Genomic DNA, 13115 nt, shown 5'->3' on the forward strand with positions numbered 1-13115 from the left:
TTGGCGAAGAGACGACACAAGTTTCAGCTTTGATACAGATTAAACAGAATTTGCCTGGCGGCTTTAGCGCGGTGGTCCCACCTGACCCCATGCCGAACTCAGAAGTGAAACGCCGTAGCGCCGATGGTAGTGTGGGGTCTCCCCATGTGAGAGTAGGGAACTGCCAGGCATCAATTTAAAAGAACCCCGTACCGTAAGGTGCGGGGTTTTTTGCTTTTGTTTTTCTCCCTCTCCCTGAAACTTTCTCACCTTCGCCTTGCAGACTCGACATTCCGATCATTTCTGGGTATCGTTAGCTGTCTGGATGTCTAAACGTTTATACGTATACTGTGAGGAAGTAAGGTTATGCCGATTCGGGTGCAGGACGAGCTACCAGCCGTCAATTTCTTACGTGAAGAAAACGTCTTCGTTATGACGGCTTCACGTGCGACAGTTCAGGAAATTCGCCCGCTGAAGGTGCTTATTCTCAATCTGATGCCGAAGAAGATTGAAACTGAAAACCAGTTCCTGCGTTTGCTCTCGAACTCCCCGCTGCAGGTGGATATTCAGCTCCTGCGAATCGATGCCCGAGAGTCGCGTAATACGCCTTCTGAGCACCTGAACACCTTCTACTGCAACTTCGATGACATTCAGGGCGAAAACTTCGACGGACTGATTGTGACCGGTGCCCCGCTGGGTCTGGTTGAATTCAACGATGTTGCCTACTGGCCGCAGATCAAACAGGTGCTGGAGTGGGCAAAAGATCACGTCACGTCGACATTGTTTGTCTGTTGGGCGGTACAAGCCGCTCTGAATATTCTTTATGGCATCCCCAAACAAACCCGCACTGAAAAGCTCTCCGGCGTGTACGAACACCACATTCTCCATCCCCATGCTCTGCTGACGCGCGGGTTTGATGATTCTTTCCTGGCGCCACATTCACGTTATGCCGATTTCCCGGCGCAGTTGATACGTGATTACACCGATCTGGAGATCCTGGCCGAAACAGAGGATGGCGATGCTTACCTGTTTGCCAGCAAAGATAAACGCATTGCCTTTGTAACCGGACATCCGGAGTACGATCCGCATACCCTCGCGTCAGAGTATTTCCGTGATGTCGAAGCGGGCCTTAACCCGGATGTTCCGTACAACTATTTCCCGAAAAACGATCCACAGAACACACCGAGAGCCACCTGGCGCAGCCACGGGAATTTGCTTTTTACCAACTGGCTCAACTATTACGTCTACCAGATCACGCCATACGATCTGCGTCACATGAATCCGACGCTGGAGTAATCGTCTGCACTAAACGATCCTAAAGCGTTTCAGCTATTCACATCAGGCACCTTCGGGTGCCTTTTTTATTTCCGAAATGCCACTCATCAAGCGAGGTAACTTTAATCTCATTAAAATCAATTGGTTGCCTGTTATTTTAAATTAAAATGGAAATTGTTTTTGATTTTAGAAAAAATGGAGATAGTCTTAATTCTGCTGAGCGAAAACTACCCAACGATCTTTCGTTCGCATCGGGGGCGTGATTTTGGATCTTTGATGAGGAGCAGAGTAATGACTCAACAGGCAACGACGGTCGATGAACTGGCCTTTACCCAGCCGTATGGCGAGCAGGAACAGCAAGTATTGACGGCAGAAGCGGTAGAATTTCTGACTGAACTGGTAACCCGCTTTACGCCACAGCGTAATAAGCTGCTGGCGGCACGCATTCATCAGCAGCAGGAAATTGATAACGGCAAGTTGCCTGGTTTTATTTCGGAAACCGCTTCCATTCGCCGTGGTGAATGGAAAATCCGCGGCATTCCTGACGACTTACAGGATCGTCGCGTTGAGATCACCGGCCCGGTAGAGCGTAAAATGGTGATCAACGCCATGAACGCGAACGTTAAAGTCTTTATGGCCGATTTTGAAGACTCACTGGCACCGGACTGGCGTAAGGTCATCGAGGGGCAGATCAACCTGCGCGATGCCGTGAACGGCACCATCAGCTATACCAACGAAGCCGGTAAAATTTATCAACTCAAACCGAACCCGGCGGTGCTGATCTGTCGCGTACGTGGTCTGCATCTGCCGGAAAAACATGTTACCTGGCGCGGGGAAGCCATTCCGGGAAGCCTGTTTGATTTTGCGCTCTATTTCTTCCACAACTATAAGGCCCTGCTGGCAAAAGGTAGCGGCCCGTATTTCTATCTGCCTAAAACACAGGCCTGGCAGGAAGCGGCCTGGTGGAGCGAGGTGTTCAGCTATGCGGAAGATCGTTTCAACCTGCCGCGTGGCACCATCAAGGCCACACTGCTGATTGAAACATTGCCCGCAGTGTTCCAGATGAACGAAATTCTCCATGCCCTGCGCGACCACATTGTCGGCCTGAACTGTGGGCGCTGGGACTATATTTTCAGCTACATCAAAACCCTGAAAAACTATCCCGACCGCGTGCTGCCGGATCGCCAGGTCGTCACCATGGATAAACCGTTCCTCAGCGCCTACTCGCGTCTGCTGATCAAAACCTGCCACAAGCGCGGCGCTTTTGCGATGGGCGGTATGGCGGCCTTTATCCCGAGCAAAGATGCTGAGCGTAACAACCAGGTGCTCAACAAGGTGAAAGCCGATAAAGAGCTTGAAGCACGTAACGGCCATGACGGGACGTGGATCGCGCACCCGGGTCTGGCGGATACGGCCATGGAAGTCTTCAACCGCATACTCGGTGACAACAAAAACCAGCTGTTCGTCACGCGCGAAGAGGATGCCCCAACGGCGGAAGAACAGCTGCTGGCCCCGTGTGCAGGCGAACGTACGGAAGAGGGCATGCGCGCCAATATTCGCGTGGCCGTGCAGTACATCGAAGCGTGGATCTCCGGCAACGGCTGTGTACCGATCTACGGCCTGATGGAAGATGCCGCGACGGCAGAGATCTCACGCACCTCAATCTGGCAGTGGATCCACCATCAAAAAACGCTCAGCAACGGCAAGCCGGTGACCAAATCCCTGTTCCGCCAGATGCTGGCTGAAGAGATGCGGGTGATCCAGGACGAGCTGGGCGAACACCGCTTCAGCAGCGGACGTTTTGACGACGCCGCGCGCCTGATGGAGCAAATCACCACATCAGATGACTTAATCGACTTCCTGACCCTGCCGGGCTACCGCTTCCTGGCGTAACTCACCACATAACAATATGGAGCATCTGCACATGAAAACCCGTACCCAACAAATCGAAGAATTAAAGAAAGAGTGGACACAGCCTCGCTGGGAAGGCATCCGCCGTCCTTATAGCGCGGAAGAGGTGGTGAAATTACGCGGCTCGGTCAATCCGGAATGCACGCTGGCACAGAACGGTGCGGCGAAGATGTGGAAGCTGTTGCACGGCGGTTCCAAAAAGGGCTATATCAACAGCCTCGGTGCGCTGACCGGCGGTCAGGCACTGCAGCAGGCGAAGGCAGGCATTGAAGCTATTTATCTCTCCGGCTGGCAGGTCGCGGCGGATGCCAACCTGGCGTCCAGCATGTATCCGGATCAGTCGCTCTATCCGGCTAACTCGGTGCCGTCGGTCGTGGATCGGATCAACAACACCTTCCGCCGTGCGGATCAGATCCAGTGGGCCGCAGGTATCGAGCCAAACGATCCGCGCTTTATTGACTACTTCCTGCCGATCGTCGCGGACGCAGAAGCCGGTTTTGGTGGCGTGCTGAACGCATTTGAGCTGATGAAATCGATGATTGAGGCCGGTGCAGCGGCCGTTCACTTCGAAGATCAGCTGGCGTCCGTGAAGAAGTGCGGGCACATGGGCGGGAAAGTTCTCGTCCCGACCCAGGAAGCGATTCAGAAGCTGGTAGCGGCGCGTCTGGCCGCTGACGTGCTCGGCGTGCCGACGCTGGTCATTGCCCGTACCGATGCGGACGCGGCTGATCTGATCACCTCGGACTGCGACCCGTACGACAGCGAGTTTATTACCGGCGAGCGCACCAGCGAAGGGTTCTATCGTACCCATGCGGGCATTGAGCAGGCGATCAGCCGTGGCCTGGCGTACGCCCCGTACGCGGACCTGGTCTGGTGTGAAACCTCCACGCCGGATCTGGCGCTGGCAAAACGCTTTGCCGATGCCATCCACGCGAAATACCCGGGCAAACTGCTGGCCTATAACTGCTCGCCGTCCTTCAACTGGCAGAAGAATCTGGACGATAAAACCATCGCCAGCTTCCAGCAGCAGCTGTCTGATATGGGCTACAAGTACCAGTTCATCACCCTGGCGGGTATCCACAGCATGTGGTTCAACATGTTCGACCTGGCCCATGCCTACGCGCAGGGTGAGGGCATGAAGCACTATGTTGAGAAGGTACAGCAGCCAGAATTTGCCGCCGGTAAAGAGGGCTATACCTTCGTTTCACATCAGCAGGAGGTGGGAACCGGCTACTTCGATAACGTGACAACCATCATTCAGGGTGGCGCCTCCTCCGTCACCGCTTTAACGGGATCAACGGAAGAAGCACAGTTCTAATCTTTTCCCCCCTCACCCTAACCCTCTCCCCGAAGGGGAGAGGGGACGGTCTGGTGCAGATCTGTTTCTCCCTCGCCCCATTGGGGAGAGGGCCGGGGTGAGGGGTAAGGGGAATATATGTCGCGTGGTCTGGAATTACTGATTGCCCAAACTATTCTGCAGGGCTTTGATGCACAGTATGGACGTTTTCTGGAAGTGACCTCCGGCGCCCAGCAGCGCTTTGAACACGCTGACTGGCATGCGGTGCAGCAGGCGATGAAGCAGCGTATCCATCTTTACGACCACCACGTGGGTCTGGTGGTGGAGCAGTTGCGCTGTATTACCGACGGTAAAAGCCCGGATGCGGAATTTTTGCTGCGCGTGAAGGATCATTACACCCATTTGTTACCGGACTACCCGCGCTTCGAGATTGCGGAGAGCTTTTTTAACTCCGTCTATTGCCGGTTATTTGACCACCGCTCATTATCTCCTGAGCGGTTATTTATCTTCAGCTCCCAGCCCGAGCGACGCTTTCGTACCATTCCGCGTCCGCTGGCCAAAGATTTCTTCCCTGATAGCGGATGGGAAAAGCTTCTGCATCGTGTGCTAACTGATTTGCCGCTGCGCTTACCCTGGGAGAATAAAGCCCGGGATATTGGTTATATCCACGCCCATCTTATTGAAACCTTCGGCACGGAGGTACTCAGCCATAGCCATTTGCAGGTCGCTAATGAGCTTTTCTACCGCAATAAAGCCGCATGGCTGGTCGGTAAACTGATTACACCCTCGGCCATTCTGCCGTTTCTGCTGCCCATCCATCGCACCGATGACGGCGAACTGTTTGTCGATACCTGCCTGACCACCAGCGCGGAGGCCAGCATTGTGTTTGGCTTCGCCCGCTCCTACTTTATGGTCTATGCCCCGTTACCTGCCGCGCTCGTGGAGTGGTTGCGTGAGATCCTGCCGGGCAAAACCACGGCCGAGCTGTATATGGCGATTGGCTGTCAGAAGCACGCCAAAACGGAAAGCTACCGGGAGTACCTGCGCTATGTCACCACCGCCGATGAGCAGTTTATTGAAGCGCCCGGCATTCGCGGCATGGTGATGCTGGTATTTACCCTTCCGGGCTTCGACCGCGTATTTAAGGTGATCAAAGATAAATTCGCGCCGCAGAAAGAGATGACCGCGGCACACGTTCGTGCCTGCTACCAACTGGTGAAGGAGCACGATCGCGTCGGACGCATGGCGGATACTCAGGAGTTCGAAAACTTTGTGCTGGATAAGCAGCAGATCGATCCGGCGCTCATGACCCTTTTACTGCAGGAAGCCTCGGGTAAAATCACCGATCTTGGCGACAAAATCGTAATAAGCCATCTCTACATTGAACGCCGCATGGTGCCGCTGAATATCTGGCTGGAGCAGTCCGAAGGCCAGGCGCTGCGTGATGCCATTGAAGAGTACGGCAACGCGATTCGCCAGCTTGCCGCGGCCAATATTTTCCCCGGTGATATGCTGTTTAAGAACTTCGGCGTCACGCGTCACGGGCGCGTGGTGTTCTACGATTACGACGAAATTTGCTACATGACAGAAGTGAATTTCCGCGATATCCCACCGCCCCGTTATCCGGAAGATGAGCTTTCCGGCGAGCCGTGGTACAGCGTCTCACCGGGCGATGTCTTTCCTGAAGAGTTTCGCCACTGGCTGTGCGCTGACCCGCGCATCGGGCCGTTGTTTGAAGAGATGCATGAGGATCTGTTCCGCGCCAGCTACTGGCGGGGACTGCAAACGCGGATCAAAAATGGGCATGTGGAAGATGTCTACGCTTACCGCCGTAAGCAGCGCTTTTGCATCCGGTTTTCAGAGTGCATCATGTAGGCCGGGTAAGGCGAAGCCCCCACCCGGCAATGCATGCCTAACGGATCCCACCATACGCCAGGGTCACCTCTTTCGCCGCCTTAATCACCAGCGCACCCAGCTCGGTGACCCGATCGTCGGTCATGCGGGAAATCGGCCCGGAGATGGAGATGGCGGCAAACGGTTCGCGGTGTTCGTCAAAGATACAGGCTGCGATACAGCGCAGGCCGAGGGCATGTTCTTCATCATCAAACGAATAGCCACGCTTGCGGGTCAGGGCCAAATCTTCTTTCAGATGCACCGGCGACACCAGCGTAGCGTGCGTGTAGGCATGCAGTCCCTTGCGGTGCAGCAGCCCTGTCACCTGTTCCTCGCTCAGCTGTGACAGAAACGCTTTCCCCGCGCCCGACGCGTGCATCGGCAGCTTGCCGCCAATGGGGGCTGACATGCGCATCAGCTGCGTGCACTGTACCTGGTCGATAATGATCGCCTGATGGTCACTCTGGTCGAGTACCGCCAGGTTTACCGTCTCGCCGGAATCTTCCATCAGCTTGCGCAGAATCGGGTGCACAATCGCCAGCAGGTTGCGGCTCTGCAGGAAGCTGCTGCCGACGATAAACGCATGGGCGCCTACCGCCCAGTGCCCCAGCTCGCCGACCTGACGGACAAAGCCCAGCTGTTGCATGGTGGTCAGCAGCCGGTGGGTTGTGGAGTTCGGCAGGCCCGCCTGCTGCGCCAGCTCCGTCAGGGCCACGCTGCTGTGCGACTCGGCTATCCACTCCAGCAGCTTCAGACCGCGCGTGAGCGATTGAACCTGTCCGCCCTGTTGTGCGGCGGCGGTGGTGGCAGCAGGTTTTCTGCCGCGTTTAGCGGGAACGGTCGCGACCATGACGATCTCCTTTTTCTGTATCGTGGAAATCATTTTCGTTTTATTTGGTGAATTTGCAACCGTTATCCTGACTGATCGGAGGAGTGATGGTGAACATGTCTCATGTTACCCCTGAGTGACTTTTCCACCCTGCGAGATTGTGCCAGTATGGGACGCAGCCTTTTGGCCTTGTTGAGCGTTGTCGGGAGCAAGTGTGAGCAGCAAAGTAGAGCAACTGCGTGCGCAGTTAAATGAACGAATTCTGATGCTGGACGGCGGTATGGGCACCATGATCCAGGGCTATCGCCTGAGCGAAGACGATTTCCGCGGCGAACGCTTCGCTGACTGGCCATGCGACCTGAAAGGAAACAACGACCTGCTGGTGCTCAGCAAGCCGTCCGTGATCAAGGATATCCACAACGCCTACTTTGAGGCGGGCGCGGATATTATTGAAACCAACACCTTTAACTCGACAACCATCGCCATGGCGGATTACCAGATGGAATCCCTGTCGGCGGAAATCAACTATGAAGCCGCGAAGCTGGCGCGCACCTGTGCCGATGAGTGGACGGCCCGCACGCCGGAGAAACCGCGCTACGTTGCCGGGGTGCTGGGTCCCACCAACCGCACCGCGTCGATTTCACCGGACGTGAACGACCCGGCGTTTCGTAATATCACCTTTGACCAGCTGGTCGTGGCCTATCGTGAATCGACCAGAGCGCTGGTGGAAGGCGGTTCCGATCTGATCCTGATTGAAACGGTATTCGACACCCTCAACGCCAAAGCCGCGATTTACGCGGTGAAAGAGGAGTTCGAGGCGCTGGGCGTTGACCTGCCGATCATGATTTCCGGCACCATCACCGACGCCTCGGGCCGTACCCTGTCCGGCCAGACAACTGAAGCGTTTTACAACTCGCTACGGCATGCTGAGGCCCTCTCCTTCGGCCTGAACTGTGCGCTGGGGCCGGATGAGCTGCGCCAGTACGTGCAGGAGCTGTCGCGTATTGCGGAATGCTACGTCACCGCCCACCCGAACGCCGGTCTGCCGAACGCGTTTGGTGAGTACGATCTGGATGCCGACACCATGGCGGCACAAATTCGCGAATGGGCCGAGTCCGGCTTTCTGAACATCGTCGGCGGCTGCTGCGGCACCACGCCGGCGCACATCGCTGCGATGAGCAACGCCGTAGCCGGACTGCCGCCGCGCAAGCTGCCGGAGCTTCCCGTTGCCTGTCGTCTTTCCGGCCTTGAGCCGTTGACCATCGGCGAAGACAGCCTGTTTGTGAACGTGGGTGAACGTACTAACGTCACCGGCTCGGCGAAGTTCAAGCGCCTGATTAAAGAAGAGAAGTACAGCGAAGCGCTGGACGTCGCCCGCCAGCAGGTGGAGAGCGGCGCTCAGATTATCGATATCAACATGGATGAGGGGATGCTCGACGCCGAAGCGGCGATGGTGCGTTTCCTCAACCTGATTGCCGGTGAGCCGGATATCGCCCGCGTGCCGATCATGATTGACTCCTCCAAATGGGAGGTCATCGAAAAAGGGCTGAAGTGCATTCAGGGGAAAGGCATCGTCAACTCCATCTCGATGAAAGAGGGCGTGGATATCTTTATCCACCACGCGAAGATGGTGCGCCGCTACGGGGCCGCCGTGGTGGTGATGGCCTTTGACGAAGTGGGCCAGGCCGACACCCGCGAGCGCAAAATCGAGATTTGCCGCCGCGCGTACAAGATTTTAACCGAAGAGGTGGGCTTCCCGCCGGAAGACATCATCTTTGACCCGAATATCTTCGCCGTCGCGACCGGGATTGAAGAGCACAACAACTACGCCCAGGATTTTATCGGCGCGTGTGAAGACATCAAACGCGAGCTGCCGCATGCGCTGATCTCCGGCGGCGTGTCGAACGTCTCGTTCTCGTTCCGCGGTAACGACCCGGTGCGTGAAGCGATTCACGCCGTGTTCCTCTATTACGCCATCCGCAACGGGATGGACATGGGGATCGTCAATGCCGGACAGCTGGCAATTTATGACGACCTGCCTGCGGAGCTACGCGACGCGGTAGAAGACGTGATCCTTAACCGCCGCGACGACGCGACCGAGCGGCTGCTGGATTTGGCCGAAAAATACCGTGGCAGCAAGTCGGATGACGCAGCCAATGTTCAGCAGGCCGAGTGGCGCGCCTGGGACGTGAAAAAACGCCTGGAATATTCGCTGGTCAAAGGCATCACCGAGTTCATCGAACAGGATACCGAAGAGGCGCGTCAGCAGTCAGCCCGTCCGATTGAAGTGATCGAAGGGCCACTGATGGACGGCATGAACGTGGTGGGCGATCTGTTCGGTGAGGGCAAGATGTTCCTGCCCCAGGTGGTGAAGTCTGCCCGCGTAATGAAGCAGGCCGTGGCATACCTGGAGCCGTTTATCGAAGCCAGCAAAGAGCAGGGTTCCAGCAACGGCAAAATGGTCATTGCCACCGTGAAGGGCGACGTGCATGACATCGGCAAGAACATCGTCGGCGTGGTGCTGCAGTGTAATAACTACGAAATTATCGACCTCGGCGTGATGGTCCCGGCGGATAAAATCCTCAGGACCGCGCGCGAAGTGAATGCCGACCTGATTGGCCTCTCCGGGCTGATTACGCCATCGCTGGACGAGATGGTTAACGTGGCGAAAGAGATGGAGCGTCAGGGCTTCACCATTCCGCTGCTGATTGGCGGGGCGACCACCTCGAAAGCGCACACGGCAGTTAAAATCGAACAGAACTACAGCGGCCCGACGGTGTACGTGCAGAACGCCTCGCGTACCGTTGGCGTGGTCTCCGCGCTGCTCTCCGACACCCAGCGCGATGACTTTGTGGCGCGTACCCGTAAAGAGTACGAAACCGTCCGCATCCAGCATTCCCGCAAGAAACCGCGTACGCCACCGGTAACGCTGCAGGCGGCACGCGATAACGATCTGGCCTTTGACTGGTCGAGCTATACGCCGCCGGTGGCCCATCGGCTGGGCGTGCAGGAGGTGACCGCCAGCATCGAAACGCTGCGCAACTACATCGACTGGACTCCGTTCTTTATGACCTGGTCGCTGGCGGGTAAATATCCGCGCATCCTCGAGGATGAGGTGGTCGGTGATGAGGCGAAGCGCTTGTTTAAAGACGCCAACGATATGCTCGATAAGCTCAGTGCAGAGAAAACCCTTAACCCGCGGGGCGTGGTCGGGCTCTTCCCGGCGAATCGCGTGGGCGATGACATCGAAATTTATCGTGATGAAACCCGCACCCATGTGCTGGCGGTCAGCCGCCATCTGCGTCAGCAAACCGAAAAAGTGGGCTTTGCCAACTACTGCCTGGCCGATTTCGTGGCACCGAAGCTTTCCGGTAAAGCGGATTATATCGGTGCCTTCGCCGTGACCGGTGGTCTGGAAGAAGATGCCCTGGCGGACGCTTTTGAAGCGCAGCACGATGATTACAATAAAATCATGGTGAAAGCGATTGCCGACCGCCTGGCGGAAGCCTTCGCCGAGTACCTGCATGAGCGTGTGCGTAAGGTGCACTGGGGCTACGCGGCCAATGAGAATCTCAGCAACGAGGAGCTGATCCGCGAGAACTACCAGGGCATTCGTCCGGCACCGGGTTATCCGGCCTGTCCGGAGCACACCGAAAAAGGCACCATCTGGACATTACTGGACGTAGAGGCGCATACCGGGATGAAGCTCACGGAGTCGTTCGCCATGTGGCCGGGGGCGTCCGTTTCCGGCTGGTACTTCAGCCATCCTGACAGCAAATATTTCGCCGTGGCGCAGCTGCAGCGGGATCAGATTGAAGATTATGCCCTGCGTAAAGGCATGAGCGTTGCTGAAGTGGAGCGCTGGTTAGCACCGAATTTAGGCTACGACGCGGACTGACGTCACTTTTCCTTACAACAAACAGGGCGCTCATTGGGCGCCCTGTCTCTTTCTTACGTTTAAACCCTTATACTGAACCTAAGGAAAACGAATAACGATAAGGAGGAAAACCTTCCGTGCTGACCTTGTTACATCTGCTTTCTGCAGTCGCACTGCTCGTCTGGGGCACCCATATCGTTCGTACCGGCGTGATGCGTGTCTTTGGTGCCCGTTTACGCACCGTTCTCAGCAACAGCGTTGAGAAGAAGCCGCTCGCCTTCTGCGCGGGCATTGGCGTGACGGCACTGGTGCAGAGCAGTAACGCCACAACACTGCTTGTCACCTCCTTTGTGGCGCAGGATCTGGTGGCGCTGGCCCCGGCGCTGGTCATTGTGCTGGGGGCGGACGTGGGTACCGCGCTGATGGCGCGTATCCTGACGTTCGATCTCTCCTGGCTCTCGCCGCTGCTGATTTTCATTGGCGTCATCTTCTTCCTCGGACGCAAACAGACGCGGGCCGGGCAGCTTGGACGCGTGGGGATTGGCCTGGGGCTGATCCTGCTGGCGCTGGAGCTGATTGTTCAGGCCGTCACCCCTATTACTGAGGCCAACGGTGTTCAGGTGATCTTCGCCTCCCTGACCGGTGACATCATGCTGGACGCACTGATTGGCGCGGTGTTTGCCATCGTCAGCTACTCCAGCCTGGCCGCCGTGCTGCTGACGGCAACGCTCACCGCCGCCGGGGCGATCTCCTTCCCGGTTGCGCTGTGCCTGGTGATCGGGGCTAATCTCGGCTCTGGCCTGCTGGCGATGCTCAATAACAGCGCCGCCAACGCTGCCGCCCGCCGCGTGGCCCTGGGTAGCCTGCTGTTTAAGCTGGTGGGCAGCCTGATCATTCTGCCGTTTGTCCATCCGCTGGCGAACCTGATGGACAACCTCCCGCTGCCGAAGGCGGAGCTGGTGATTTACTTCCACGTCTTCTACAACCTGGTACGTTGCCTGGCGATGGTCCCCTTTGCCGAGCCGATGGCCCGCTTCTGTGAGCGCCTGATCCAGGATGAACCGGAGCTGGATGCGCGCCTGAAACCGAAGCATCTGGATACCTCCGCGCTGGATACGCCGGCGCTGGCGCTGGCGAATGCCGCCCGCGAGACGTTGCGCATGGGCGACGCCATGGAAACCATGCTCGAAGGCCTGCAAAAGGTGATGCACGGCGAGCCGCGAGAAGAGAAAGAGCTGCGCAGGCTGGCGGACGATATCAACGTGCTCTATACCGCCATCAAGCTCTATCTGGCGCGCATACCGCAGGATGAACTGGCGGAGGAGGAGTCCCGCCGCTGGGCGGAAATCATAGAGATGTCGCTTAACCTTGAGCAGGCTTCGGATATTGTGGAGCGGATGGGCAGTGAAATTGCTGACAAATCTCTGGCCGCCCGCCGTGCGTTCTCCGTCGAAGGGCTGAAGGAGCTGGAAGCTCTGCACGAACAACTTCTTAGCAACCTGAAGCTGGCGATGCTGGTCTTCTTTTCCAGCGACGTGCCAAGCGCGCGCCGCCTGCGCCGCAACAAGCATCGCTTCCGTATCCTTAACCGCCGCTACTCGCACGCCCACGTTGAGCGTTTGCATCAGCAGAACGTGCAGAGTATTGAGACCAGCTCACTGCACCTGGGGCTGCTGGGGGATATGAAACGCCTCAACTCGTTGTTCTGTGCGGTGGCCTATAGCGTGATGGAACAGCCGGATGAAGATGACGAGCGGGATGAGTATTAATCCCCGGCAGGTTTGATTGTGAGCCCAAGACCCAATGCTTTCATGACCGCCAGCGTGGTTTTAAGCGTTGGGTTCCCCTTATCACTAAATGATCGGTACAGTTGTTCTCGTGACAGGCCAGTTTGCTGTGAAATGGTCGACATCCCTTTCGCTCGCGCGATGACGCCCAAAGCTTTAGCAATATACGCTGAGTCACCAGTTTCTAATGCATCAGCCATAAACACGGCTATTTCCTCATCATCCACCAACGCGATGGCTGGATCGTAGGGTGTTAATTTATGCATG

The 13115-nt window shown here is 56.7% G+C and carries 8 protein-coding genes and 1 rRNA gene; 7 read left to right on the top strand and 2 right to left on the bottom strand.

Annotation, left to right across the window (positions count from 1 at the left end):
- Window positions 1-53 precede the first annotated feature (53 nt).
- The 5 genes from rrf (at window position 54) to aceK (ending at window position 6337) form a co-directional block, all read left to right on the top strand.
- A 5S ribosomal RNA gene (gene rrf / locus C1N69_RS01175) occupies window positions 54-169 on the top strand.
- Between the two features lie 176 nt (window positions 170-345).
- Entirely contained in the window at window positions 346-1275 is a 930-nt protein-coding gene (gene metA, locus C1N69_RS01180) for a homoserine O-acetyltransferase MetA (protein WP_045286164.1), read from the top strand.
- Window positions 1276-1545: 270 nt separating this feature from the next.
- Window positions 1546-3147, top strand: coding sequence for a malate synthase A (gene aceB / locus C1N69_RS01185; protein WP_047957515.1), 1602 nt, complete (start codon window positions 1546-1548; stop codon window positions 3145-3147).
- Window positions 3148-3178: 31 nt separating this feature from the next.
- Window positions 3179-4483: an isocitrate lyase gene (gene aceA, locus C1N69_RS01190; RefSeq protein ID WP_045286166.1), complete on the top strand. Its 1305-nt coding sequence runs from the start codon at window positions 3179-3181 to the stop codon at window positions 4481-4483.
- 117 nt (window positions 4484-4600) lie between these two features.
- Window positions 4601-6337 carry a bifunctional isocitrate dehydrogenase kinase/phosphatase gene (gene aceK, locus C1N69_RS01195; protein WP_155030541.1) on the top strand — a complete coding sequence of 579 codons (1737 nt, stop codon included), beginning with the start codon at window positions 4601-4603 and terminating at the stop codon, window positions 6335-6337.
- A gap of 37 nt (window positions 6338-6374) precedes the next feature.
- Here aceK and iclR read toward each other — a convergent pair whose 3' ends face one another.
- Complete coding sequence (iclR, locus tag C1N69_RS01200) at window positions 6375-7205, bottom strand: glyoxylate bypass operon transcriptional repressor IclR (protein ID WP_045286168.1); 831 nt, start codon at window positions 7203-7205, stop codon at window positions 6375-6377.
- Between the two features lie 193 nt (window positions 7206-7398).
- Here iclR and metH point away from each other — a divergent pair, with 193 nt between their 5' ends.
- Together metH and C1N69_RS01210 are read left to right on the top strand one after the other, a co-directional pair.
- A complete protein-coding gene (metH, locus tag C1N69_RS01205) occupies window positions 7399-11082 on the top strand; it encodes a methionine synthase (protein ID WP_155030542.1) in 3684 nt (1227 codons plus the stop codon).
- 116 nt (window positions 11083-11198) lie between these two features.
- A complete protein-coding gene (locus C1N69_RS01210; protein ID WP_025759001.1) occupies window positions 11199-12830 on the top strand; it encodes a Na/Pi cotransporter family protein in 1632 nt (543 codons plus the stop codon).
- Here C1N69_RS01210 and C1N69_RS01215 read toward each other — a convergent pair.
- Complete coding sequence (locus C1N69_RS01215) at window positions 12827-13114, bottom strand: addiction module antidote protein (RefSeq protein WP_013095028.1); 288 nt, start codon at window positions 13112-13114, stop codon at window positions 12827-12829. The two genes, C1N69_RS01210 and C1N69_RS01215, sit on opposite strands and share 4 nt — an antisense overlap.
- Window position 13115: the final 1 nt, after the last annotated feature.

This window comes from Enterobacter sichuanensis, from assembly GCF_009036245.1.
Taxonomy (GTDB): domain Bacteria; phylum Pseudomonadota; class Gammaproteobacteria; order Enterobacterales; family Enterobacteriaceae; genus Enterobacter; species Enterobacter sichuanensis.